The organism is Bacillus sp. FH (genome assembly GCF_052216825.1).
GTDB lineage: Bacteria > Bacillota > Bacilli > Bacillales > Bacillaceae_G > Bacillus_A > Bacillus_A paranthracis.
This window is the reverse complement of record NZ_JBQOUU010000001.1, coordinates 1,725,943-1,751,101: the sequence shown is the minus strand read 5'-3', so window position 1 is coordinate 1,751,101 and position 25,159 is coordinate 1,725,943. Positions and strand designations below refer to the sequence as shown.

The 25,159-nt window shown below is 36.5% G+C and carries 27 protein-coding genes and 1 pseudogene; 20 read left to right on the top strand and 8 right to left on the bottom strand.

Annotated features, from left to right (window positions below):
- Nucleotides 1-12 precede the first annotated feature (12 nt).
- Together ACTT1L_RS09290 and ACTT1L_RS09285 are read left to right on the top strand one after the other, a co-directional pair.
- Complete coding sequence (locus tag ACTT1L_RS09290; RefSeq protein WP_076873237.1) at nucleotides 13-882, top strand: DUF4097 family beta strand repeat-containing protein; 870 nt, start codon at nucleotides 13-15, stop codon at nucleotides 880-882.
- 24 nt (nucleotides 883-906) lie between these two features.
- Nucleotides 907-1,602 carry an ABC transporter permease gene (locus ACTT1L_RS09285; RefSeq protein ID WP_074543109.1) on the top strand — a complete coding sequence of 232 codons (696 nt, stop codon included), beginning with the start codon at nucleotides 907-909 and terminating at the stop codon, nucleotides 1,600-1,602.
- Nucleotides 1,603-1,682: 80 nt separating this feature from the next.
- Here the strand turns inward: ACTT1L_RS09285 and ACTT1L_RS09280 are convergent, their stop codons facing one another.
- Together ACTT1L_RS09280 and ACTT1L_RS09275 are read right to left on the bottom strand one after the other, a co-directional pair.
- Nucleotides 1,683-2,186 (bottom strand): DinB family protein, encoded by a 504-nt coding sequence (locus tag ACTT1L_RS09280; RefSeq protein WP_076873235.1) that lies wholly within the window; start codon nucleotides 2,184-2,186, stop codon nucleotides 1,683-1,685.
- 155 nt (nucleotides 2,187-2,341) lie between these two features.
- Nucleotides 2,342-2,533 (bottom strand): annotated as a pseudogene (locus tag ACTT1L_RS09275) (hypothetical protein); the annotation flags it as partial.
- 219 nt (nucleotides 2,534-2,752) lie between these two features.
- Here ACTT1L_RS09275 and ACTT1L_RS09270 point away from each other — a divergent pair.
- From ACTT1L_RS09270 to uvrC, 8 genes are all read left to right on the top strand, one after another.
- A complete protein-coding gene (locus tag ACTT1L_RS09270) occupies nucleotides 2,753-3,565 on the top strand; it encodes a BclA C-terminal domain-containing protein (RefSeq protein WP_086717697.1) in 813 nt (270 codons plus the stop codon).
- 188 nt (nucleotides 3,566-3,753) lie between these two features.
- On the top strand, nucleotides 3,754-5,439 hold the full coding sequence (locus tag ACTT1L_RS09265; RefSeq protein WP_000414715.1) for a long-chain-fatty-acid--CoA ligase: 1,686 nt from the start codon (nucleotides 3,754-3,756) through the stop codon (nucleotides 5,437-5,439).
- 106 nt (nucleotides 5,440-5,545) lie between these two features.
- A complete protein-coding gene (locus ACTT1L_RS09260) occupies nucleotides 5,546-6,133 on the top strand; it encodes a TetR/AcrR family transcriptional regulator (RefSeq protein WP_000742222.1) in 588 nt (195 codons plus the stop codon).
- Nucleotides 6,134-6,144: 11 nt separating this feature from the next.
- A complete protein-coding gene (locus ACTT1L_RS09255) occupies nucleotides 6,145-6,921 on the top strand; it encodes an enoyl-CoA hydratase (protein ID WP_000911295.1) in 777 nt (258 codons plus the stop codon).
- A gap of 78 nt (nucleotides 6,922-6,999) precedes the next feature.
- Nucleotides 7,000-7,773: an electron transfer flavoprotein subunit beta gene (gene etfB / locus ACTT1L_RS09250; RefSeq protein WP_001029030.1), complete on the top strand. Its 774-nt coding sequence runs from the start codon at nucleotides 7,000-7,002 to the stop codon at nucleotides 7,771-7,773.
- A gap of 36 nt (nucleotides 7,774-7,809) precedes the next feature.
- Nucleotides 7,810-8,787 (top strand): electron transfer flavoprotein subunit alpha, encoded by a 978-nt coding sequence (gene etfA, locus ACTT1L_RS09245; protein WP_000101965.1) that lies wholly within the window; start codon nucleotides 7,810-7,812, stop codon nucleotides 8,785-8,787.
- 211 nt (nucleotides 8,788-8,998) lie between these two features.
- A complete protein-coding gene (gene trxA, locus ACTT1L_RS09240) occupies nucleotides 8,999-9,313 on the top strand; it encodes a thioredoxin (protein ID WP_001018943.1) in 315 nt (104 codons plus the stop codon).
- Nucleotides 9,314-9,461: 148 nt separating this feature from the next.
- Complete coding sequence (gene uvrC, locus ACTT1L_RS09235) at nucleotides 9,462-11,246, top strand: excinuclease ABC subunit C (RefSeq protein WP_000544272.1); 1,785 nt, start codon at nucleotides 9,462-9,464, stop codon at nucleotides 11,244-11,246.
- Between the two features lie 113 nt (nucleotides 11,247-11,359).
- Here uvrC and ACTT1L_RS09230 read toward each other — a convergent pair whose 3' ends face one another.
- Entirely contained in the window at nucleotides 11,360-11,809 is a 450-nt protein-coding gene (locus tag ACTT1L_RS09230; RefSeq protein ID WP_000042220.1) for a YslB family protein, read from the bottom strand.
- A 300-nt stretch (nucleotides 11,810-12,109) separates the two neighbouring features.
- Between ACTT1L_RS09230 and sdhC the strand changes: the two genes are divergently transcribed.
- From sdhC to ACTT1L_RS09210, 4 genes are all read left to right on the top strand, one after another.
- Entirely contained in the window at nucleotides 12,110-12,736 is a 627-nt protein-coding gene (gene sdhC / locus ACTT1L_RS09225) for a succinate dehydrogenase cytochrome B558 (protein WP_000678352.1), read from the top strand.
- Between the two features lie 13 nt (nucleotides 12,737-12,749).
- The gene (gene sdhA, locus ACTT1L_RS09220) at nucleotides 12,750-14,543 is read left to right on the top strand and encodes a succinate dehydrogenase flavoprotein subunit (protein WP_071741889.1); all 1,794 of its coding nucleotides are present in this window, start codon (nucleotides 12,750-12,752) and stop codon (nucleotides 14,541-14,543) included.
- Nucleotides 14,536-15,297, top strand: a complete 762-nt coding sequence (gene sdhB / locus ACTT1L_RS09215) for a succinate dehydrogenase iron-sulfur subunit (protein ID WP_001291826.1) — start codon at nucleotides 14,536-14,538, stop codon at nucleotides 15,295-15,297. Before sdhA ends, sdhB begins: the two co-directional genes overlap by 8 nt.
- Before the next feature lie 92 nt (nucleotides 15,298-15,389).
- Nucleotides 15,390-15,836: an acyl-CoA thioesterase gene (locus ACTT1L_RS09210; protein WP_000822738.1), complete on the top strand. Its 447-nt coding sequence runs from the start codon at nucleotides 15,390-15,392 to the stop codon at nucleotides 15,834-15,836.
- A gap of 36 nt (nucleotides 15,837-15,872) precedes the next feature.
- On the opposite strand, the gene ACTT1L_RS09205 is transcribed toward ACTT1L_RS09210, so the two are convergent.
- Nucleotides 15,873-16,652: a M15 family metallopeptidase gene (locus ACTT1L_RS09205; protein ID WP_074543105.1), complete on the bottom strand. Its 780-nt coding sequence runs from the start codon at nucleotides 16,650-16,652 to the stop codon at nucleotides 15,873-15,875.
- A 265-nt stretch (nucleotides 16,653-16,917) separates the two neighbouring features.
- On the opposite strand from ACTT1L_RS09205, the gene motA reads away from it, so the two are divergent.
- Nucleotides 16,918-17,712, top strand: a complete 795-nt coding sequence (gene motA, locus ACTT1L_RS09200; protein ID WP_000344858.1) for a flagellar motor stator protein MotA — start codon at nucleotides 16,918-16,920, stop codon at nucleotides 17,710-17,712.
- The gene (motB, locus tag ACTT1L_RS09195) at nucleotides 17,702-18,490 is read left to right on the top strand and encodes a flagellar motor protein MotB (RefSeq protein ID WP_001256745.1); all 789 of its coding nucleotides are present in this window, start codon (nucleotides 17,702-17,704) and stop codon (nucleotides 18,488-18,490) included. Before motA ends, motB begins: the two co-directional genes overlap by 11 nt.
- 24 nt (nucleotides 18,491-18,514) lie before the next feature.
- Here motB and ACTT1L_RS09190 read toward each other — a convergent pair whose 3' ends face one another.
- On the bottom strand, nucleotides 18,515-19,342 hold the full coding sequence (locus tag ACTT1L_RS09190) for a 5'-nucleotidase, lipoprotein e(P4) family (RefSeq protein WP_076873230.1): 828 nt from the start codon (nucleotides 19,340-19,342) through the stop codon (nucleotides 18,515-18,517).
- A gap of 344 nt (nucleotides 19,343-19,686) precedes the next feature.
- Between ACTT1L_RS09190 and ACTT1L_RS09185 the strand changes: the two genes are divergently transcribed.
- The 3 genes from ACTT1L_RS09185 (at nucleotide 19,687) to ACTT1L_RS09175 (ending at nucleotide 22,347) form a co-directional block, all read left to right on the top strand.
- Nucleotides 19,687-20,571: an ABC transporter ATP-binding protein gene (locus ACTT1L_RS09185; RefSeq protein WP_000058124.1), complete on the top strand. Its 885-nt coding sequence runs from the start codon at nucleotides 19,687-19,689 to the stop codon at nucleotides 20,569-20,571.
- Between the two features lie 2 nt (nucleotides 20,572-20,573).
- Nucleotides 20,574-21,797: an ABC transporter permease gene (locus tag ACTT1L_RS09180; protein ID WP_001224962.1), complete on the top strand. Its 1,224-nt coding sequence runs from the start codon at nucleotides 20,574-20,576 to the stop codon at nucleotides 21,795-21,797.
- Nucleotides 21,798-21,915: 118 nt separating this feature from the next.
- Entirely contained in the window at nucleotides 21,916-22,347 is a 432-nt protein-coding gene (locus ACTT1L_RS09175) for an Rrf2 family transcriptional regulator (RefSeq protein ID WP_000512998.1), read from the top strand.
- Nucleotides 22,348-22,406: 59 nt separating this feature from the next.
- Here ACTT1L_RS09175 and ACTT1L_RS09170 read toward each other — a convergent pair whose 3' ends face one another.
- Both ACTT1L_RS09170 and ACTT1L_RS09165 read right to left on the bottom strand, forming a co-directional pair.
- Nucleotides 22,407-23,072 (bottom strand): MIP/aquaporin family protein, encoded by a 666-nt coding sequence (locus ACTT1L_RS09170; protein ID WP_000913198.1) that lies wholly within the window; start codon nucleotides 23,070-23,072, stop codon nucleotides 22,407-22,409.
- Between the two features lie 143 nt (nucleotides 23,073-23,215).
- The gene (locus ACTT1L_RS09165; RefSeq protein ID WP_061132084.1) at nucleotides 23,216-24,181 is read right to left on the bottom strand and encodes a DMT family transporter; all 966 of its coding nucleotides are present in this window, start codon (nucleotides 24,179-24,181) and stop codon (nucleotides 23,216-23,218) included.
- A gap of 100 nt (nucleotides 24,182-24,281) precedes the next feature.
- Here ACTT1L_RS09165 and ACTT1L_RS09160 point away from each other — a divergent pair, with 100 nt between their 5' ends.
- Nucleotides 24,282-24,854, top strand: a complete 573-nt coding sequence (locus ACTT1L_RS09160; protein ID WP_000658051.1) for a helix-turn-helix domain-containing protein — start codon at nucleotides 24,282-24,284, stop codon at nucleotides 24,852-24,854.
- A gap of 70 nt (nucleotides 24,855-24,924) precedes the next feature.
- Here the strand turns inward: ACTT1L_RS09160 and ACTT1L_RS09155 are convergent, their stop codons facing one another.
- Nucleotides 24,925-25,110: a PspC domain-containing protein gene (locus ACTT1L_RS09155; RefSeq protein WP_000038791.1), complete on the bottom strand. Its 186-nt coding sequence runs from the start codon at nucleotides 25,108-25,110 to the stop codon at nucleotides 24,925-24,927.
- Nucleotides 25,111-25,159: the final 49 nt, after the last annotated feature.

Genomic DNA, 25,159 nt, shown 5'->3' with positions numbered 1-25,159 from the left:
GGGGTATGAATAATGAAAAAAATGATAGTAATTGCAATAGTATTCATTACAATTGCTAGTGTAGTTTTTGGTATTAAGGTATTTCAGGGGAAAGATTTTAAGAAAGAAAAGTCTTTTGAGATAAATAATATAAAAGAAATAGAAGTAGACAATGAAAACTGGGATATTGAATTTAAAAGTACAGATGCTAATAAAATAGTAATTTCCGCTCAAGGTGAACAAGTAGATAAAGAGATAGATCCCGTCAAAATAGAAAATGACGAAAATAAAATTGTGATTAAGCAAAAACAAAAGGCAGCCAAATTTTTTAATGGTTTTACGTTTAGAAAGAAAAATAGTATATGTATAGCTATTCCGAAGAAAGAGATAGGTAAAATTGTAGTAAATAATAAATCGGGTGATGTGAAAATAAACGATATAGTAGTAAAAAGCATCGTGACAAAAGGCAAATCTGGGGATGGAATGATTGTAGGATTATCAGCCGAGAAAGGTGAATTCATATCGCAAAGTGGAGAGTTAGTTGTAAAAGATAGTTCAGTACAAGAATTAAATATAAAGTCTACGACTGGTGATAACTATATAACAAATGTAAGTAACTCAAATATGAACATCACTTCAACATCTGGGGAAGTATTGCTGAAAGATATGATAGAAGGAAAATCATTATTTATAGAAACAAAATCAGGGGATATTGGCGTACGGTATAAAGGTGTCCCGGCATCATTGAAGCTTATGGCTAAAAGTAATTCGGCTGACGTAATAGTAGATTTAAAAGGACTTAAGAAAGATAAAAGTACAGAAAAAATAAAAGTAGGAACAATTGGTGATGCGAAAAATGAAGCGAAGATTTTAAGTGAAACAGGAGTCATTTATATTGATTAAATCTTAGGAGGAAGGAGGACTATCATGCTACATTTAATGAAGCTAGAATTGAAAAAGTTTAAGCTTGGTTGGTACGTGAAGAGGGCAATTATTGCGAATATTGTTATACTGGCAGTAATGATCTTTGTGAGCATCATCGCTCAAGTAGAAGGTGATGCAGAAATAAGGAATCCAGAGACGATATTGTTAATGGCTAGCACAATAGTAAGAGCAACATTTATTATTTTTGGTAGTGTATTAATCGCAAGGTTAATAATTGGCGAATATAAAAATAAAACAATACTACTTATGTTTTCTTATCCTATTAACCGAAAGAAAATGATGGCTAGTAAGTTGGCTATTACAGCGATAGTAACATTTATAACAGTTATTGTATCTAACATTTTAGTAGTAGGAATTTTCTTTGGGATAGATAGCTATTTTTCAATTCTTCCTAATTCATTCACAGTAGATCAATTGGTGCAAGAAGGAATAAAACTGGTTCCTTTAGCCATTGCAACTGCGGGAATGAGTTTAATCCCTCTATATTTCGGAATGCGTAAACGTTCAGTGCCAACTACAATTGTTTCATCTCTTATCGTTGTCTCAATTGCAATGAATAGCAACCCAGAGTTTTCTACAGCAACTTTTCTTCCCCTTCAACTAGCATTGGCAGCAATTGGAGTTGCCATTGCATATTACGGAATTAAAAATATAGAGAAGGAAGATATAACTGTATGATAAGAATACGTAAAATAGTTTCACATGAAACAAGTTACAGAAAAAGACAAGATGTGTAAACACCTTGTCTTTTTCTGCTGTTACATTTTAGGAGCTTCCATTCCAGCGGCAGCCCATTCTTCTTTTGCAGGGCCATATACGCCAGGGACTGTTAAGCCAGCTTGCCTCATTAATACCGTCATTTGTCCGCGGTGGTGATTTTGATGATTAATAAGTGTCATTAAAAATATAGAATTTGGCATAGGACGACCAAAGAAGTCATTAATAGTTGCTAAATCTTTATCAGCCCATTTACTTTGAAGTGCTTCAACAAAAGCTGTATTCACTTTACGATATCCATCTGCAATTGTTTTTGCTGAAGTTGGAACAGGATAATCTTTCGTTTCTCCTTCAAATTTAAGTCCCGTACCAGATAGTATAACTGGTATTGCCGTCACGATATGCCAAGAGACTCTGCCTAACGTCCAGTGCCCAGGTGCAATTTCTTGTGATAAAGACTCATCGGTTAATGCATCGAGCATCTTTTGAGTAGACTCAGCCTCGTATGTCCATGATTGCAAGAAACCTTCAATAGTTTGATACATATTTATCCCCCCTAGTTATGTTCATAGGTTAAATTCGTGAAAAAAAGATAGTTTCCTTTGGGCTTATGAGAATGAATGAAAAAAGAGGCTTCTCACATAAGAAGCCTCTTTTTTTAATTAATCTTCTTTCCACTCTTCCTTATTAACCATAGGAAATAAGTTGATCCAAGTACAGCAACGTTCAAATCTGTGTTAACAATAAAGGGGTGAATAATCGCTGAGCCGGGAGTTGAAATACCGATTCCTATTAAAGTAAGGGGTGTTGAGCTAAACTCTAATTTTCATGAAAAGAAAAGTAAAATTCCAACTGCAAGTAATCCACCAATGAATATACCAATTGGATTGAAATTTATATGTATATGCAGAATGGAGAAAAAGAATTTCGTTTGAGCAAGAAGGCGAAAGTACAAGCAAAAGGAGAGCAAATCGCATGTAATAATTACTAGAATGTATGGAATAAATCTGCGTTTATCCCCACTAGGCAAAGTATGTCTTTGTTATTTAGATAGTTGTTTTCTAACTCGTTGATTGTACTTAAAAGATCGAATGTAAAGGAAGTGATCAACATGTCTTCATGGCTCAATAATACAAATGGATATTGTAGTTGTAATAATCAAAATGGTGTACATGTTGATTCATGCTGTTTTAGTTGCGATGGGACAGTGCCTAAAGTTGGTCCAACGGGTCCGACGGGGGCAACAGGATTAACGGGAGCGACAGGCCCAACAGGATCAACGGGTCCAACGGGAGCGACGGGAGTAACAGGATCAACGGGAGCGACAGGAGTAACAGGATCAACGGGTCCAACGGGAGCGACGGGAATAACAGGATCAACGGGTCCAACGGGAGCGACAGGAGTAACAGGATCAACGGGTCCAACGGGAGCGACAGGAATAACAGGATCAACAGGTCCAACGGGAGCGACGGGAATAACAGGGTCAACGGGTCCGACGGGAGTAACAGGTACAAGTATCACGGCGACGTATGCATTTGCAAATAATACGTCAGGAACAGCGATATCGGTACTTCTAGGTGGAACGAATGTCCCGCTTCCGAATAATCAAAATATCGGTCCTGGTATTACGGTTTCCGGGGGAAATACAGTATTTACGGTTGCAAATGCTGGGAATTATTATATTTCATATACGATTAATATAACGGCTTCATTATTAGTCAGTTCTCGTATTACAATTAATGGAGCACCACTTGCTGGAACGATCAATTCTCCTGCGTTAGCAACTACATCATTTAGCGCAACAATTATTACAACTCTTGCAGCAGGAGATGCTATTAGTTTGCAACTATTTGGTTTGTTAGCTGTTGCAACATTATCAACAACTACACCAGGAGCTGTGTTAACGATAATAAGATTAAGCTAAATAATAACTCTCTTATTTTTTTATAGATTAGGAGAGTTTGTACATATAATAAGAAGTTAATGGAGTGAAGCATAGTTATATAAAAGTCAGAATATTATGATTGTAACGTTATGGTGACTATAATATAATGAAAACAACCTCATGAATGAACATTCATTTATTTTTATGTATTTGAAGGGGGAATGAAGGTGGAAAAACCATGGTTGAAAAATTATCCAGAGGAAATTCCAAGTACAATTTCTTATGATATTCAGCCGCTTCATAAATATGTAGAACAGATGGCTTCTCGCTACCCAGAAAAGAAAGCGCTTCACTTTTTAGGGAAGGATATTACATTTTCAGACTTTCATGATAAGGTGAAGAGATTTGCAAATTATCTTCAAAAGCTCGGTGTGGAAAAGGGTGATCGAGTTGCCATTATGTTGCCGAATTGTCCGCAAGCTGTAATCGGTTATTACGGTACATTACTTGCGGGAGGTATCGTAGTCCAAACAAATCCATTATATACAGAAAGAGAATTAGAATATCAACTTCATGACTCGGGAGCAAAAGTCATTCTTTGCCTCGATTTAGTGTTCCCAAGAGTAACGAATGTTCAATCTGCTACAAAAATTGAGCATATTATCGTAACTCGTATTGCGGACTTTTTGCCCTTCCCTAAAAATCTATTGTATCCATTTGTGCAGAAAAAACAGTCAAATTTAGTTGTGAAAGTATCAGAGAGTGAAACGATTCACCTTTGGAACTCAGTAGAAAAAGAAGTGAATACGGATGTTGAGGTGCCTTGTGATCCTGAAAATGATTTAGCTCTTTTACAGTACACAGGAGGAACAACTGGATTTCCGAAAGGCGTTATGTTAACGCATAAAAACCTCGTTTCTAACACTTTGATGGGAGTTCAATGGTTATATAATTGCAAAGAAGGAGAAGAAGTCGTTCTTGGGGTTCTTCCATTTTTCCACGTGTATGGCATGACGGCTGTCATGAATTTAAGTATTATGCAAGGATACAAAATGGTTCTTATTCCAAAATTTGATATGAAAATGGTTTTTGAAGCGATTAAGAAGCATAAAGTGACATTGTTCCCAGGGGCACCAACTATTTATATCGCTCTTTTAAATAGCCCGCTTTTAAAAGAATACGATATTTCGTCTATTCGTGCTTGTATTAGTGGATCAGCACCACTGCCAGTAGAAGTACAGGAAAAGTTCGAAACAGTTACAGGGGGTAAACTCGTAGAGGGATATGGTTTAACAGAATCATCTCCAGTTACACATAGTAATTTTTTATGGGAAAAGCGAGTGCCAGGTAGCATTGGAGTTCCGTGGCCAGATACAGAAGCAATGATTATGTCGCTTGAAACTGGTGAGGCATTACCACCGGGAGAAATCGGTGAAATTGTAGTAAAAGGCCCTCAAATTATGAAAGGATATTGGAATAAGCCAGAAGAAACAGCAGCTGTACTGCAAGATGGGTGGCTCCATACAGGGGACGTTGGCTACATGGATGAAGATGGCTTTTTCTATGTGAAAGATCGTAAGAAAGATATGATTGTTGCGAGTGGATTTAATGTGTATCCTCGTGAAGTAGAAGAAGTATTATATGAGCATGAAAAAGTGCAAGAAGTAGTGACAATTGGAGTTCCCGATCCGTATAGGGGAGAGACAGTTAAAGCGTTTGTTGTGTTAAAAGAAGGTACAGAGTGTTCTGAGGAAGAATTAAATCAGTTTGCTCGTAAATATTTAGCGGCCTATAAAGTTCCGAAAGTATATGAGTTTAGAGATGAACTGCCGAAAACGACAGTTGGGAAAATTTTGCGCCGTGTCCTAATTGAGGAAGAGAAAAGAAAGAATGAGGATGAGCAAACGGGCTAAGGCCCTTTCTTTTTGAAAAAATGGGATTGACACTTTTCTAAATAGTCAGTATTATAAGAATATGAATGACTATTCATTCAGTCATCTTCTTGAAGGGGACAGTAAAGTGAAGAAAAATAGACCGAAATACAATCAAATTATTGATGCGGCAGTCATTGTGATTGCGGAGAATGGGTACCACCAAGCGCAAGTTTCTAAAATAGCAAAGCAAGCTGGGGTAGCTGATGGCACGATTTATTTATATTTTAAAAATAAAGAAGATATATTAATATCCTTATTCCAAGAGAAGATGGGAGAATTTGTCGAAACAATTCGTCAAAAAACAGCAGGAATTGAAAGCGCTGTATCGAAGTTATTCATGTTGGTAGAAACGCACTTCTTGCTGTTGTCGCAAAATGATCCTCTTGCTATCGTTACGCAATTAGAGCTAAGACAGTCCAATCAAGACTTACGCCTGAAAATAAATGAAGTATTAAAAGGCTACTTACAAGTTATTGATGAGATTTTAGAGACTGGTATAAAGCAAGGTGAATTCCAAGCGGATTTAAATGTTCGCGTGGCAAGACAAATGATCTTTGGAACAGTAGATGAAGTTGTGACCAATTGGGTAATGAGCGATCATAAGTATGATCTGGTCGCACTTTCAAAAACGGTACATGGGCTACTTATTGCAGCTTGTGGTTATCGTCAATAATGGGAGGGATCATGTTGAAATTCCTATCTGTAAGAGTTGAAGATCATATCGCGGTGGCTACGTTAAATCATGCGCCAGCTAACGCGATGTCTTCACAAGTTATGCATGACGTTACTGAATTAATTGATCAAGTGGAGAAGGATGATAACATTCGTGTTGTTGTTATTCACGGTGAAGGGCGCTTCTTCTCGGCGGGAGCAGATATTAAAGAATTTACATCTGTTACTGAAGCGAAGCAAGCGACTGAATTAGCGCAGCTTGGACAAGTTACGTTTGAGCGCGTTGAAAAATGTTCAAAACCAGTTATCGCGGCAATTCATGGAGCGGCACTTGGCGGCGGCCTTGAGTTTGCTATGTCTTGCCACATGCGCTTTGCAACTGAAAGTGCAAAACTTGGTTTACCTGAATTAACACTTGGATTAATTCCTGGATTTGCAGGTACACAGCGATTACCACGTTATGTTGGGAAAGCGAAAGCTTGTGAAATGATGTTAACAAGTACACCGATTACTGGTGCAGAAGCATTAAAATGGGGACTAGTTAACGGAGTTTTTGCTGAAGAAACATTTTTAGATGATACGCTTAAAGTTGCAAAACAGATTGCTGGAAAAAGCCCAGCGACGACTCGTGCTGTACTAGAGTTATTGCAAACGACGAAATCGTCTCATTATTATGAAGGTGTACAACGCGAAGCTCAAATCTTTGGTGAAGTATTTACGAGTGAAGATGGAAGAGAAGGTGTAGCGGCGTTTTTAGAAAAACGTAAGCCTTCATTTAGCGGCAGGTAGTTCAATTATTTTTTTAATATAAATTAACAGAAAATTAAAATTGATAGAATCTTTCTGAAAAACAAGGGGGTAAATGGAATGAACATCTACGTACTCATGAAACGAACATTTGATACAGAAGAAAAAATCGTAATTAAAAACGGTGCAATTTACGATGGCGAAGCGGAATTCATCATCAACCCTTACGATGAATATGCAATTGAAGAAGCAATTCAAGTAAGAGACGCACAAGGTGGAGAAGTTACTGTCGTAACAGTTGGTGGCGAAGATAGTGAGAAAGAACTTCGTACGGCGTTAGCGATGGGCTGCGATAAAGCGGTATTAATTAATATTGAAGATGATGTAGAAAATGGTGACCAGTTCACGACAGCAAAAGTGCTTGCTGAATATTTAAAAGATAAAGATGCAGATTTAATTTTAGGCGGAAACGTTGCAATTGATGGTGCATCTGGACAAGTTGGTCCGCGTGTAGCTGAAGCGTTAAATATTCCGTACGTAACGACAATTACAAAACTTGAAATTGACGGTACAAACGTGAAGATTGAGCGCGATGTTGAAGGTGATACAGAAGTGATTGAAACTTCATTACCAGTTTTAGTAACAGCACAGCAAGGTTTAAATGAACCTCGTTATCCATCGCTTCCAGGTATTATGAAAGCGAAGAAAAAGCCACTAGAAGAATTAGAATTAGATGATTTAGATTTAGAAGAAGATGATGTGGAAGCAAAGACAAAAACAATTGAAATCTATTTGCCTCCTAAGAAAGATGCAGGAAAAGTGTTACAAGGCGAGCTGCAAGATCAAGTAAAAGAACTTGTATCGTTGCTCCATACAGAAGCGAAAGTAATCTAATAAAATACGAAATTATATATGCAGGAGGGAAAATCTATGGCTCGTAAAGTATTAGTAATGGGTGAAGTTCGTGATGGATCGCTACGTAACGTTTCGTTTGAAGCGGTAGCAGCAGCAAAAACAATTGCAGAAGGCGGTGAAGTAGTAGGTCTTCTAGTTGGAGATAGCGTTGCTTCTTTTGCAAATGAATTGATTCATTACGGTGCAGATCGCGTTGTGACAGTTGAAAATGATAAATTAAAATCATATACATCTGATGGCTATGCACAAGCATTTTTAGCTGTATATGCTGAAGAAAATCCAGAAGGAATTGTATTTGGACATACAGCACTTGGGAAAGATTTATCACCAAAATTAGCAGCGAAGCTTGAAGCTGGTCTAGTTTCTGACGTAACTGCTTTAGAAGTTGAAGGTGGAAATGTTATCTTTACTCGTCCAATTTACTCTGGTAAAGCGTTTGAGAAGAAGATTGTAACAGACGGCATCTTATTTGCGACAGTGCGTCCAAATAACATCGCAACGCTTGAAAAAGATGAGTCTCGCAGTGGTGACGTGTCTTCTATTACAGTAGATGTGAAAGACTTACGTACAATCATTCAAGATGTCGTCCGTAAGACGGCAGAAGGCGTTGATCTTTCTGAAGCAAAAGTGATTATCGCTGGCGGACGCGGTGTGAAGAGTGAAGAAGGGTTCAAGCCATTAAAAGAGTTAGCTGATGTATTAGGCGGCGCTGTTGGAGCATCTCGTGGTGCTTGTGACGCTGAGTATTGCGATTACTCATTACAAATTGGTCAAACTGGTAAAGTTGTTACGCCAGACCTATACATTGCATGCGGTATTTCTGGAGCGATTCAGCATTTAGCTGGTATGTCTAACTCAAAAATAATCGTTGCGATTAATAAAGACCCAGAAGCAAGTATCTTCAAAGTAGCTGACTACGGTATTGTTGGCGATCTATTTGAAGTGGTACCTCTTTTAACAGAAGAGTTTAAAAAGTTAAAAGTACATTCATGATTTGAGTACCCTTGAGTTCCAAGTGAAGTACCCCTATATATAGAAAAAGGTGAGAGATCCCCTGTCTCTCATCTTTTTAGTATTTAATCCGTATTTTTATATAGTATAAAGGAACACTTTTTTGTTACAATACATAACGATACATATTATTCGCCACGTATATAAGTTAATGATATACTCTTGGTAGAATATACTTGAAGGAGGAAATAAAATGGCAATTGTAAACGCAAATGACCAAAGCTTCGCAGCAGAAACTAGCGAAGGTGTTGTATTATTAGATTTCTGGGCACCTTGGTGTGGACCTTGTAAAATGATCGCTCCTGTATTAGAGGAAATTGATGCAGAACTAGGCGAAAAAGTAAAAGTAGTAAAAGTAGACGTGGATGAAAATCAAGAAACTGCTCGTCAATTCGAAGTAATGAGCATTCCAGCTCTTTTCGTATTAAAAGACGGTAAAGTAGTTGATCAAGCGTTAGGTTACAAACCGAAAGAAGCGTTAGTAGAATTAGTTTCTAAACACTTCTAAAATAAAAAGGCTACCATTTGGTAGCCTTTTTTATTTTCCTTTTTTACACCTTTCCGTTACAATGAAAGAACGTATGTTGGGTGTTTTGGCATAGTATGTTTTCATGTGAAAATAAAAATGCTAAGCATGTAGAAATGGAGGGTAACGAGTGCACGAACATTTAAAAGAGAAGTTGGCTATTTTACCAGATCAACCTGGTTGTTATTTAATGAAAGATAAGCAAGGAACGGTTATATATGTCGGAAAGGCAAAAGTGCTTAAAAATCGTGTGCGCTCGTACTTTACTGGTTCGCATGATGGAAAAACACTTCGGCTAGTAGGGGAAATTGTAGATTTTGAATATATTGTAACCTCCTCAAATCTAGAGGCGCTCATTTTGGAGTTAAACTTAATAAAAAAACATGACCCAAAATATAATATTCAATTAAAAGATGATAAAACATATCCTTTTATTAAAATTACAGCTGAGAAACAACCGCGATTACTTATTACGCGAAATGTAAAAAAGGATAAGGGAAAGTATTTTGGTCCTTATCCGAATGCACAATCAGCTCATGAAACGAAAAAACTGCTAGATCGTATGTACCCGCTTCGTAAGTGCTCAAATATGCCCGATAAAGTTTGTTTATATTATCATATGGGTCAATGTTTAGCACCTTGTGTGAAAGAAGTTACGGAAGAACAAAATAAAGAAATTGTAGATGAAATTATTAAGTTTTTAAATGGTGGACATAAAGAAGTTCGTTCGGAATTAGAAACAAAAATGTATGAAGCTTCAGAGAAACTAGAGTTTGAACGTGCAAAAGAGTTACGTGATCAAATCGCTCATATCGATGCGATTATGGAAAAACAAAAGATGATTATGAGTGATTTAGTGGACCGTGATGTGTTTGGCTATGCAGTTGATAAAGGGTGGATGTGTGTTCAAGTTTTCTTCGTTCGAAAAGGAAAGCTAATCGAACGTGATGTTTCTATGTTTCCAATCTACGATGAACCAGAAGAGGGGTTCTTAACGTTTATCGGTCAATTTTATGAAAACAGCAGTCATTTTAAGCCGAAGGAAATTGTCGTTCCAGGAAGTATAGACTCAGAGTTAGTAGAACGCTTTTTAGAAGTGGAAGCGACACAGCCGAAACGCGGTAAGAAAAAAGATCTTGTAGAACTGGCAAATAAAAATGCGAAGATTGCCTTGGAAGAGAAATTCTATTTAATTGAACGTGATGAAGAGCGAACGATTAAAGCGGTAGAGAATTTAGGGAAGCAGCTCGGAATTGAAACGCCTTATCGTATTGAAGCGTTTGATAACTCAAATATTCAAGGGACAAATCCTGTTTCGGCAATGATTGCTTTTATTGATGGGAAACCAGCTAAGAAAGAATACAGGAAATATAAAATTAAAACAGTTCAAGGACCAGATGATTATGAGTCTATGAGAGAAGTTGTGAGACGCCGTTATACAAGGGCGCTGAAAGAGGGGTTACCTTTACCAGATTTAATCATTATTGATGGCGGAAAAGGTCATCTGGCGGCTGCAAGTGATGTTTTAGAAAATGAGCTCGGTTTATATATTCCGATGGCAGGTCTTGTAAAAGATGACAAACATAAAACATCTCATTTAATTATTGGAGATCCACCTGAACCTGTGATGCTTGAGAGAAATAGCCAAGAATTTTATTTATTACAGCGCATTCAAGATGAAGTGCATCGATTTGCAATTACATTCCATCGTCAATTACACGGGAAATCTGTCATTCAATCGGCACTCGATGATATTCCTGGAATTGGAGATAAACGAAAAAAGATATTGTTAAAACATTTCGGATCGCTAAAAAAGATGAAAGAGGCTTCTGTAACAGAATTTGTCGAAGCGGGTATGCCGAAAAATGTCGCAGAGACGATTTATAGTTATTTAGCGGATAAGAAGACGTTGTAGTTTACAACGTCTTCTATTTTTTGGTATAATTTCTGAAGATTTAAAATAAATTCAAATGAATGAAAATGCAAAAAGTCAACTAAACTGATATGTCTAGTTGACCGCGGGTAATGCTACACTTCAATGAGATCTTTTATATCCCATTTTACGAGAAATGTAATAGAGTCTGAACGTTTTTTCTTTTCTTCGTAGGACTCTGCAACGACGTTTCGTTGCTTTTGAATTTGTTCAGCGATGAACCCAGCTTCTAATTGATAAGAAGAATGTCTTTTTTGTTTTTGACGTTCAGCGATGAGTGTGCCTTTAAGTTGAAACTGCATTTCACGACGCTTATGTTCAATAATGCTTAAAGTGCCCCAGCCAGCTTTTTCAAAGAACTGAATGACTTCTTCAATTGTGTCTAGTGGATATTTTCTTGCAAGGTTTCTACCGGACCAGTATAAAATACCATCTAGATCGTTACCGATTAAATCAGGTAGTAATTCTTCACGTAGCAATTCGTAAGCGAAGGCGTTCAATGAAACATCTTCTAAAGATGTTGTATCGATTGTATTTTTACTCACAATATTCCCCTCTTTCTATAGGGATTATTATATAACATTTCTCATTTATAAAAACAGATTTTTCTTTGGGAAAATCTGAATATATAAGAAGAAAAAAAGAATTGGCAAATTATATGCAAATTATGTATACGTTTTCTTGACGCTTCGACAAAAATAGGAGTAAAATGAACTTGGTATCAAATTATGCTGAAATATTTCGAATAATTTTTTCAGTTTTTCTTATGCCAATAGTGAAAAAACATTATTGCCATAAACTAATCTGAAAACAGCAGTCAATCATTCAAGGGGGGTAATGGGGACATGAAAGGCCGCGAGTATACGTTTCGTAAGTGGCACTCATTAATGGGGGTCATCCCGGTTGGTGTCTTTTTGACGCAACATTTAATTGTAAACAACTTTGCAACACGAGGAGCAGAGGCTTTTAACAAAGCTGCAGGCTTTATGGAGCTCCTTCCATTCCGGTATGCGCTAGAAATTTTCATTATCTTTTTACCAATACTGTACCATGCTATATATGGCTTATATATTGCATTTACAGCTAAGAACAATGCGGTTTCTTACGGTTATTTCCGTAACTGGATGTTCGTCTTCCAAAGAATTTCAGGTATCGTTACACTGATTTTCATTTCTTGGCACGTCTGGGAAACTCGTATTCAAGCAGCGTTAGGTAAAGAGGTAAACTATGACATGATGGCAGATATTTTAAACAATCCAGCTATGTTTGCATTCTACTTAGTTGGTGTTGTTTCAACAATTTTCCACTTTGCAAATGGACTATGGACATTCTGCATCAGCTGGGGAATTACAGTATCTCCACGTTCACAAAGAATCTCTACTTATGTAACATTAGCTATTTTCTTAGGTCTATCTTATGTAGGTGTGAGTGCATTATTAGCGTTCATCGATCCACAGCTAGCAAACCAGTAAGGAGTGGGAGAGCATGAAAGGGAAACTTATAGTAGTCGGCGGTGGCTTGGCTGGCTTAATGGCAACGATTAAAGCGGCGGAAGCAGGAGTAAATGTTGAACTGTTCTCTTTAGTACCAGTAAAACGTTCGCATTCTGTATGTGCCCAAGGTGGAATTAACGGTGCCGTAAATACGAAAGGTGAAGGGGATTCTCCATGGATCCACTTTGACGATACAATTTATGGTGGGGACTTCTTAGCGAACCAACCACCAGTTAAAGCAATGTGTGAAGCAGCACCTGGTATCATTCATTTAATGGACCGTATGGGTGTTATGTTCAACCGTACGGAAGAAGGACTTCTTGATTTCCGTCGTTTTGGTGGAACGCAACATCACCGTACAGCATTTGCTGGTGCAACAACTGGACAGCAATTACTATACGCATTAGATGAGCAAGTACGTCGTCACGAAGTAGCAGGACTTGTAACGAAATATGAAGGTTGGGATTTCTTACGAGCTGTTATTGATGATGAAGGTGTGTGCCGAGGAATCGTTGCACAAGACTTACAAACTATGGAGATTAGAAGTTTCCGAGCTGATGCCGTGATTATGGCAACAGGGGGCCCTGGTATCATCTTCGGAAAATCAACAAACTCCATTATCAATACAGGTACAGCAGCTTCTGCTGTATATCAACAAGGCGCATATTATGCAAACGGTGAGTTCATTCAAATTCACCCAACGGCAATTCCTGGAGACGATAAATTACGTCTGATGAGTGAATCTGCACGTGGTGAAGGTGGACGTGTTTGGACATATAAAGATGGTAAACCATGGTATTTCTTAGAAGAAAAATATCCGGCTTACGGAAACCTTGTACCTCGTGATATCGCAACGCGTGAAATCTTTGATGTTTGCGTAGAGCAAAAACTAGGTATTAACGGTGAAAACATGGTGTACTTAGATCTTTCTCATAAAGATCCGAAAGAACTAGATATTAAACTTGGTGGAATTATTGAAATCTATGAGAAATTTACAGGTGATGATCCTCGTAAACTACCAATGAAAATCTTCCCAGCTGTTCACTATTCAATGGGCGGGCTATGGGTTGATTATAAGCAGATGACAAGCATTCCAGGTTTATTTGCAGCAGGTGAGTGTGATTATTCTATGCACGGTGGTAACCGTCTTGGAGCGAACTCACTATTATCAGCAATTTACGGTGGTATGGTAGCAGGACCAAATGCAATTGAATATATGAAAGGTCTTTCTAAATCATCAGATGCTGTTCCATCTACTGTGTATGAACAAAATGAATTAATCGAAACAGAGAAATTTAACAATATTTTAACGCTCGATGGTAACGAAAATGCGTATGTTCTTCATAAAGAGCTTGGAGAATGGATGACAGATAACGTTACAGTAGTTCGTGAAAATAAAAAATTATTAGAAACAGATGCAAAAATTGAAGAGTTAATGGCTCGCTACAAACGTATTAACATTAACGATACAGCGAGATGGAGCAACCAAGGTGCTTCATTTACACGCCAACTTGCAAATATGTTTGAATTAGCACGTGTTATTACAATTGGTGCATATAACCGTAATGAGAGCCGTGGGGCGCATTACAAACCTGAATTCCCAAATCGTGATGATGCAAACTTCTTAAAAACTACGATGGCGAAATTTGAAGGAGAAGGAAATGCACCGGCATTCCATTACGAAGACGTGGATATTTCATTAATTAAACCACGTAAACGTGATTATTCTTCAAAACACGATGTAGCTGCTAAGAGTGAAGAGAAGGGGGATAAACAACATGTCTGAGAAAACAATCCGCCTCATCATTACGAGACAAGACGGACCAGATGCGCAAGCGTTTGACCAAGAGTTTGAAATTCCGTATCGTCCGAATATGAATATTATTTCGGCGCTTATGGAAATTCGTCGTAATCCTGTTGATTCAAAAGGAAACAAAACAACTCCGATTGCATGGGATATGAACTGTTTAGAGGAAGTATGTGGTGCATGTTCGATGGTGATTAACGGAAAACCACGTCAATCATGTACAGCGCTTATCGATCAATTAGAACAACCAATTCGCTTAAAACCGATGAAGACATTCCCGGTTGTTCGTGACTTACAAGTTGACCGTAGTCGCATGTTTAATGCTCTAAAACGTGTTAAAGCTTGGATTCCAATTGATGGTACGTATGACTTAGGACCAGGACCAAGGATGCCAGAGAAGAAACGTCAATGGGCTTATGAGCTTTCAAAATGTATGACATGTGGTGTTTGCTTAGAATCATGTCCAAACGTAAATAGTAAATCGGACTTTATTGGACCAGCACCGTTATCACAAGCTCGTTTATTTAACTCACATCCAACGGGTGAAATGCATAAAGCAGATCGCTTACGTGCAATTATGGGTGATGGAGGACTTGCAAACTGTGGTAACTCTCAAAACTGTGTGCAATCATGTCCAAAGGGTATTCCATTAACAACTTCAATTGCGGCGTTAAACCGTGATACAACAATTCAATCGTTCAAAGATTTCTTTGGTAGCGACAATAACTATTAAAAAATATTGCCTCTTCATTTCGAAGGGGCAATATTTATAACTATATTTTTCTGTTTATTCTGTTTATTTTAAAACGAAAAGGAGAGGGAACAATGAAGAGGATTTCTTATATTGAAGACTTTGAGCAATGGGAAAGTGGTTTTTCGTTTTACAATCCTGTAAAGGTTCGTTTTGGTGAAGTAGATATGTTTGGACATGTAAATAATGTCGTTGCCTTCACCTATTTTGAAGAAGCGCGTATCGCATTGTTTAAAGAACTTGGATTTATGCAAGAATGGACGCATGAATCTTCAGAAACGATGATTGTTGTTGCGGATTTACAATGTAATTTTATTAAACAAATATATTTTGATGAACAGTTGAAGGTGTATGTAAAAGCGGGATCAGTTGGAAATTCTTCATTAGATTTGCATTATATGGTGAAGAATGCAGAAGGAGAGGTTTGTTTAGTTGGTCGTGGAATGATGGTCCAAGCGTCGAAAAAAACGGGAAGAGGTGAACCGTGGCCTGAAGAGTGGAAGGAAAAATTAATACAATGATAGAGTGAAAGAAAAATAAGAGAGCAAATTGCTCTCTTATTTTTTGTCTTCCAGCGCCTCTTCTAATGTTAAATGATGTTTATATATGTATGTAGCGTATGGATTTCCAACGTAGCGCAAATGCCACGGTTCATATGAGTATTCTGTTGTTTCTGTTTTATCTTCTAAATAACGAATGACAAAGCCAAATTCATGAGCATGTTTTGCAACCCATTTACCTTCGTTTGTCTCTCCAAAAATAGGCTCTAATTGGAATTTAGCAGATTTTGAACTAATATCCATTGCTAAACCAGTTTGATGTTCACTCGTACCGGGAATGGCACTTACTGAATCCGCCTCAGCTTTTCCTTGGCGTCTAACGTATGTATCATGTAATGATTTTTGGCGTTTGTATGAACGATAACCAGATACAGCTGTAAGTTCAAGTCCTTCTTTCTTTGCCACTTCAAACATACTTTCAAGCGCATTTGCAGCATCTTTGCGCAGCAATGTTTTTTCTTTATCTTTTGGACTAGTAAATGGTACGTTTGGTCTCGTTAAGTCTTCAGGTATGTATCCGTCTGGTAGTTTTCGATGTTTATTAACTAATACAAGATTAGACTCTGGATTTGTTACAACGGAAAAATCATTGTCTAGCTTCTTTGCATTATGATCAGCTTTTGGAAAAGCAGGAATCTCTTCTTTTTGGTGGTTACTATGCTGTTGACTTTCGACAGCTTTCGCATTATTTTGTAATGGTGATTTAGAACTAAAGTAAGCGAAAGAAGTGATACCGATTACAATAGTAGTGGCAGAAATAATAATTATCTTTTTCATGATGCCTTGTAATCACAGTCCTTTCTTAATAAAATGTGTATCGTTTCTTATTATAAGTCTAGTTTAATGAAAAAGAAATATAAGAATCGTAACGTAATAGAAATGCAAAGAAAATGTCAGAAAATGTGTGAAATTGTAGTATTTTTTCATTTAATTCATTTCTTATCTTTCATGAAATGAATTTTTTATGTAATATATATACATAAGAAGATGTAGCGATTATCGAGAATAAAGAACTTCTTGTATAGACTAGGAGTGAATGGGAATGGATTTTGCAACAATTATTGGACTTATTTTAGGATTTGTAGCAGTGGTAGTAGGGATGGTCGTCAAGGGCGCTGACGTAACAGCCTTATTGAATCCTGCCGCAGCATTAATTATTTTTATCGGTACATTTGCTGCAGTATGTATAGCCTTTCCGATGAATCAACTAAAAAGAGTTCCAAAATTATTTAAAGTTCTTTTTGGTTCAAATAAAAAGGATTTAAGTTATGAACAGTTGCTAGAATTATTTGTTCATTGGACATCAGAAAGTAGAAAATACGGTATTTTGTCTTTAGAGCAACAATTAGACAAAATTCAAGATGAATTTCTTTTACGTGGTATGAAATTTGTAATTGATGGCGTATCTGCAGAAGATTTAGAACAGATTTTAGAAGCTGAATTAGAAGCAATTGAGGAAAGGCATGCAAAGGGAGCTGCAATTTTTTCTCAAGCTGGTACATATGCACCAACATTAGGGGTTTTAGGTGCTGTTATCGGTCTTGTAGCTGCACTTGGTAATTTAACTGATATTGAAAAGTTAGGACATGCTATTTCAGGTGCGTTTATTGCGACGATTTTTGGTATTTTTTCAGGTTATGTATTATGGCATCCATTTGCTAATAAGTTAAAACAAAAATCTGCAGCTGAAATCGAAAAAAAGCGTTTAATTATTGATTGTTTATTAATGTTACAAGAAGGTACATATCCGTTTATTATGAAGAACCGCATTTTAGGTTCACTATCTGCGACTGAGCGTAAAAAGCTAGAAAAAGGAGCAGAGAAAAATGCGGAGTAAGAAAAATAGAAGAGGCAAAAAGAAAAAACATGAGGAACATATCGATGAAACGTGGTTAATTCCATATTCTGATATGTTAACGTTGTTATTTGCACTGTTTATCGTTTTATTCGCAATGAGTAGTATAGATGCAGCGAAGTTTAAACAGATGGCAGTAGCGTTTCGAAGCGAACTAGCAGGTGGAACAGGTAACAAAGAATTTTTAAGTGATCAGAAGCCAAATGATGAAAAGGAATTATCAGCAAGTAGCCTTGAGGCAGAACAAGCAAAAAAACAAGAAGAAGCTAGAGAAAAAGAAAAAAAAGAAATGGATGAATTGAAAGCATTACAAAAAAAGATTGATCAATATATTAATGAGAAACAATTATCCTCTTCTTTTCAAACTAAATTAACTGAAAAGGGATTAATGGTGACAATATTAGAGAATGTACTGTTTGATTCCGGAAAAGCAGATGTGAAGTTAGAATCACTAGGGATTGCGAAAGAAATGTCTAGCTTACTTGTTTCAGCGTCACCTCGTGAAATTACAGTATCTGGTCATACAGATAATGTCCCTATTGCAAATTCCCAATTTGCATCAAATTGGGAATTAAGTACGCAGCGGGCAGTTAATTTTATGCAAGTATTGCTCCAAAATAAAGAATTACAACCAGAAAAATTTAGTGCAATTGGTTACGGAGAATACCGTTCAATTGCTCCAAATGATACACAAGAAGGAAAGGCGAAAAATAGGCGTGTAGAAGTGTTTATCTTGCCTTTAACAGAGAAAGTAAAATAAAGAGGATGGCGAATGCCATCCTCTTTATTTTGCATCAAATGATTTTAAGTTGTCACGACGGATTTTATCTTTTTCTGCATCTGATTTTTTGAAATCATAATCATATAAAGCGCCTTCCCAATCACCATACATCGGATTAGGGAAAATAATAAATTTCTCACCAAATTGTGCTTTTGAATCTGCTACTGCTTGGTTTCGGTCCTTTACAGACTTTCCATCAAAACCAGTGAAGTCAGATAAGTTATCACCGAAGAATAAGACGATATCATGTGTTTGAGAAACGAGTTCACGTCGTTTTTCTTTTCCTTTTTCTTTCGGGTCTTGTAGTAATATATGTTCTTTCGTTGCTTGAGGAGCGCCTACACGCTCAAGATTTTTAATTGTTGCATCTAGTTGGTTCGTTTTACGATTTGAGATGTAGTAAATATCTACACCTTTAGACTCTGTATATTTTAAGAAATCAATTGCACCTGGAAGGGCTTCGGCTTCAGCCTTATTAATCCAGTCATCCCATTTATATGGATAGCCTTTTCCTGTTTTTACGCTCATTGCTTGATGAGGACTGTTATCTAAAACAGTTTCATCTAAATCAAGTACGATAGCGGGTTTTTTCTCGGTTCCTTTTGCAAGAGCTGCATCAAGTTTCAATTGACCGATATTGTATCCTTGGTAGTACAGTGCTTTCGTTTCACCGGCTGTTTGATACCATAAATCAGCCATTAATTGCTGGTCTGTTAATTTTACTTTCTCTTCTTTCGCCACTGTTTTCTCTTGTGTTCCTGAACATGCTACAAGTGATGTAGATAGAACCGCTACAGATAATAAAGTGGTAATGCCCCTTTTCATCTTCATATGTACCCTCCTTGATGTTAGAAAACCAGTTAATATTATATATCGAAAAATAATATTTTTTGTATGAACATTTGCATATTGTCTTTTGTATATATAGTAGTATGTCCTATATTAGAAAGATGAGAAAAAATGATGGGAATTATTTTGACAAGTTTAATTGTCGAAATGACAATAATAATTGACAAACTATGTAATTTTATTTACAATTTTAACTAAATGAAACAAATGATGGATTAGAGAGATGCTACATAATAAGAGGATGGAGTGTAGTGCTATATTTTATCCTGAATAAACATAGTCTTTGAAAGAGAGTATGAATGATACTAAAGGGGAGGCTTTATACTTTGAGTTTACAAATTCAAAACTTAACGAAACAATTTGGGGAATCAAAAGCAGTTAACGGCTTGCAAATTTCGTTACCAAAAGGTGAAGTGTTAGGATTACTTGGACGAAATGGTGCAGGAAAAACAACGACAATCAAAATGCTTCTCGGATTATTAACGCCTAATGAAGGCTCTATTACATGGGATGGAAAACCATTTGGGACTAGTGGGGTAACGATAGGATACTTACCAGAAGAAAGAGGTTTATATACTAAAAGTAGAGTAATAGACCAGTTGCGATATTTTGGTAGATTAGAAGGAATGACGAAAAAAGAAGTAGATCTTGCTATTGATCATTGGTTAGATCGATTAGCAATACCAGAATATAAATTTAAAACAGCAGGAGAGCTTTCAAAAGGGAACCAGCAAAAAATTCAATTAATTGCTGCTCTTCTTCATAATCCAGAACTTCTCATTTTAGATGAGCCATTTAGCGGACTGGATCCAGTGAATGCTGGAATGTTAGCTAGCATTATTGAAGAACAAGTACAGAGCGGAAAGACAATTATTTTATCTAGTCATCGTATGGAACAAGTAGAGGCTTTTTGCCAACATGTATGTATTTTGAAAAAAGGCGAAGCAGTCGTAAAAGGCCAGTTAAGTGATATTAAAAAACAATATGGTTTTCGTAATTTAACGATTGAAGATACAGAAGTGAATGAGAAGGGATTAGAATCTATACATGTATCGTATGAAAAACAACAAGGCCTTCTTTATGTGCGAGTACAAGATGATGCAGAAGCTCTAAACATTTTACAACAATTACAAGAACAAGGTGTTACCTTACGACAATTTAAGATGTTAGAGCCGACGTTAAACGAAATCTTTGTAGAGAGGGCGAAATAACGATGCGTAAATTTTCTCACGTATTTTCATTTTATTTTAGAGAAGCATTTTTATCTAAAAAATCATTAATTATGAGCGCAATTTTATTTTTAATTGTTTTTGGAATTTTTGCGTTCAATCATCTTACTTCAAATAATGATAAAAATAAGGATAAAGATAAAATTGCAGTTGTGTCAGAGAGTTCTACATATAAAATCCAAAAAGAAGAGTTAACTAAGTTATTACCATCAGCTAAATTAACAATTGGTTCAAAAGAAGATTTCAATAAACTACATAAACAAGTAGAAGAAGGCGAGTTAGACGGCTTGTTTCGTGTAACTGAAAAGAATGGAGTTCCAGAAATTACGTATATGTTTAATGGGTTCGCTAGTGAAACAACTTCTACAATTATAGGTAGTTATTTAAAGGGGCAATATATGGCGGTAACTGTTGCTAAGCATAATGTTTCACCAGAAATTGCACAACAATTACAAACGGACATTTCCGTGAAACAAGAAGCAATAAAAGATCGTTCTGCCTCTGCCGGAATTGCATATTTCTTCATATTCGCTTTATATATGTTTATTGTTGCGTTCGGAAGCACAATTGCGATGAATATTGCTTCTGAAAAAGCTTCTCGCGTTATGGAAGTTATGATTCCGAAAGTAAAACCTCTTACGATGATGTATGCAAAAATTTTAGCGGTTGTTTCAACGGCGTTATTGCAACTTATCATATTAGCATGTGGTTATTTAGTTCCTTATTTACTAGGGTGGATAGATTTAGAAAATGGTTCATTATTTGGCGTAATTGATGTTACAAAGTTAGATGCAAAAATAATCGGTATGTTCTTAATTTATTTTGTTACAGGATATTTCCTGTATGCGATGATGTATGCAGCTGCTGGTGCGGTTGTTTCTAAGACTGAGGATTTGCAAGGTGTAATGCTACCGATTTCAATTTTAATAATTGCAGCATTCTTTATAAGTCTTAAATCATTAGGTGACCCAAATAGTACTATCGTTGTTATAAGCTCTTATGTTCCATTCTTTACCCCGATGGTTACATTCTCTCGCTTTGTAGCTGGCGAAACTGGTATGTTAGAAATTATGATAACATTGGCGGGGCTTTTAGCGACAATCGGTATATTAAGTGCTGTTACAAGCCGCATTTACGTAAATGGTGTAATGAATTACTCAGACAAAGTGAAATTTAAAGACTTAGCGAAATTTATAAAGCGTCAATAATGAGAGAAAAGCATGATTTCCTAATGAAATCATGCTTTTTCTTTATGTATAAATTAAAAATAGTATATAATAATAAGAGTCGTCTTTTAATAGAATGAATAAAAAGGAGGGTGTGCAGATGGGAATTAGTAGTCGTTTTACAGTAGGTGTTCATATGCTGACATTACTTGCGATAGATCGAAACTCTCGCTGTACCTCTGAATGGATTGCCGGTAGTGTGAATACAAATCCAGTTGTGATTCGTCGCATTACAGGAATGTTGAAGAGAGCAGGACTTGTTGATGTACAAGCTGGTAAAGGTGGTACGACACTTGCTCGTGATTTAGAAGAAATTACATTACTTGATGTATATAAAGCAGTGGAAGTTGTAGAAGAAGGACAGCTATTTTCCTTCCATGAAAATCCCAACATTGAATGTCCAGTAGGAGCTAATATTCAATCAGTATTAGAAATTATTTTAATGCAAGCACAAGAAGCGATGGAAAATGTACTTGCAAATGTAACGGTAGATCAACTAGTTACAAATTTAAAGTCTAAAATGAAAGAGTAAAAAAGCGAGCATCCTCATAATGAGGGCTCGCCTTTTTTTATTCAGAAATATTGAAAATTCTATTTTTCAGTATTTAAAATGAATTTACCTACGATAGCTGCTACGATACCACCAAGAATTGGTGCGATGATGAATACCCATAGTTGAGAAAGGGCTTCTCCGCCAGCGAATAAAGCTGGGGCGATACTACGAGCTGGGTTAACAGAAGTTCCAGTTAACGGAATACCTAATAAGTGAACTAAAACTAATGTGAAACCAATTACTAATCCTGCTAGAGAAGAACTTCCTTTTTTACCTGTTACAGCAACGATCACTAAAATGAATACGAAAGTTAAAATAAATTCAACTAGAAATGCTCCAGATAAACCAAGAGTTCCAAAACCGTTTTGTCCTAAATTATCTAAAGGTGTTTTAGCAGATTTTAAAATTGTTACTAACGTTGCAGTTCCTAATAAACCACCTAAAATTTGAGCTAATACATAATAACAAAGTTCCATAGCGTTCATTCTTTTATTGATGAACATAGCTACTGATACTGCTGGGTTAATGTGACATCCAGAAATTGTTCCGATGCTATATGCCATAGCCACAATAGATAGACCGAAAGCCATAGCGATTCCTAATGTTCCAATTCCTTCAATTCCGCCGCCAATGACAGCTACTCCAGTTCCGAATAATACTAGTACAAACGTACCAATAAATTCAGCGATTGCTTTTTTTAACATAATTTACCTCCTATTGTTGCGCATGAACCGTATTATAACATAGGTTTTAGTATAAACCGTTAATGAAATACTATTCTGATAAGGCGCAATAGGGAGACAATAAAAAAGAGTATAGTTCTTTGTTACAGAACCATACTCTTTTTTTATGCTGTTTTTTTCTGTTTAACGACTGGAACAGAACGGTTTAAAATGCTATTTGCAACCATTCCTAACATAATAATAATCATTCCAAGTAGGGAAAGCCCGCCAGGAAATGAACCATTTAAGAAAACAATTTCGCCAAGCACGGTAAAGACCATCGTTCCAGCTTGCGTTGCTTCAACAGCTCCAAGTAGAGCGAGATTATCTTTGGCTAAGTCAGTAGCAAAGAAAAATGTCATTGTCGCTATAACGCCAGAACATAATGCTAACAAAAATCCTTGTAGCATTTGGCTTGATGTTGGAATACCAGTAGTAGAAAATCCGTATATACCAAGTAAAATTGTTATAGGAAGACTGCCTATTGCCATTCCTAATACACGTTGGAATGTATCAAGACGCCCGCCAACAAGTTCCATCATTTTTCGGTTACCGAACGGATATAAGAAAGCAGCTAACACGACAGGTAAAAACCCTGAAATGAACTGAGTTATTGTAATGTGACCTGCAGCAGTTGTTTGCATACAAATTACACCAAGTAAAATAAATAATGCGACATATAAACTACGAAGTGGAATTTTTCCGCGTACAAGTTTTGTTCCTGATTTCGTTTCTATTTTAACGAAAAATAATGGCGAGAGTAGTAAACCTGCTAATATCGTAACTTGCCAAGTTCCAGCAACGAGCCAAGCTGGAGAAAAGACAGCTGCAAAACTTAATAAAGAATAGAAACCAATCCCAGCAACAGAACCCCACCCGATCCAAGCCAATGGATGTTTCTTTAATTCTTCCCATAACTCCCTTAAGTTTTTGCGAAATAAAACGATAAGGAATAAAATAGGGAGAGCAAATAAAAAACGGAAGGAAGCTGTCCAAGCCCAGCTCGTTCCAGATACATTCATCGCTCGATTTATAATAAAAGTTGCGGAAAAAAAGGCTGATGATAAAAGGCCTAATAAAATTGCGCGCATGAAGTATAGCACTCCTTTCGGAATTTAATGATTATGTATAGTATAATATACTTTATCTAGATAAAAGTAAACTATTTTATATTTTAAGGTGGTTTTATAGATGAAAGAACATGAAGATATGCAAACGAAAGAAGTCATTCAGCAAGTAGGTCAGTTATTAAGGCAAATTCGAAATGAACAAAAATTAAGTTTAGAAGAATTAGCTCAAAAAACAGGGGTTAGTAAATTAACATTAGGAAAGATTGAAAGAGGCGAAACGAATCCGACGTTAGCTGTCATTTGGAAAATAACGAAAGGGTTATCGATTCCTTTATCGAGATTGATGGTTGTTGGAGAACCTGTAGCGGTTGCGCGCTGCGGAGAAGGATTTGCAGTAGACGTAGGACAAGCATGGCATTTAGAAACAATGTTCCGTTATACGAAAGAAACGGGTATGGAAATGCACCGTGCTTGTTTAAGGTCGAATAGTATATATGAACCAGAAGCTCATCATGAAGGTGCTATTGAGCTTGTAACGGTAATGAAAGGGAAAGTATCGATTCAAGTAGAAAGCGATGTTTACGAATTAAATGAGTTTGACTCTATTCAATTTGAAGCGAATAAGAAACATAGTTATAAGAATGAAGAAGATGAAGTAGCGGTATTACATTTAACGATGAAATATTCTTCATGAAAAAATCCCCTATAGAAAAATCTATAGGGGATTTTGTATACACTATGCTCAAATATACGAAAGAATGTTATTAGTAAGAGCGTGGCATAAGTAATAAACAAATAAAATAAACTAAAAACCCCGTCCCAAAACATAAAACTGCAATGACCCAAAGTATGCGAATGAGAGTAGAGCTAATATCAAAATATTCTCCTAAACCACCGCATATACCAAATAGCATTTTATCAGTTTCGGATTTATATAATTTTTTTGACATATTACGATCAACTCCTTTTTATAGCAAACTATATACTTCTATTCTATAT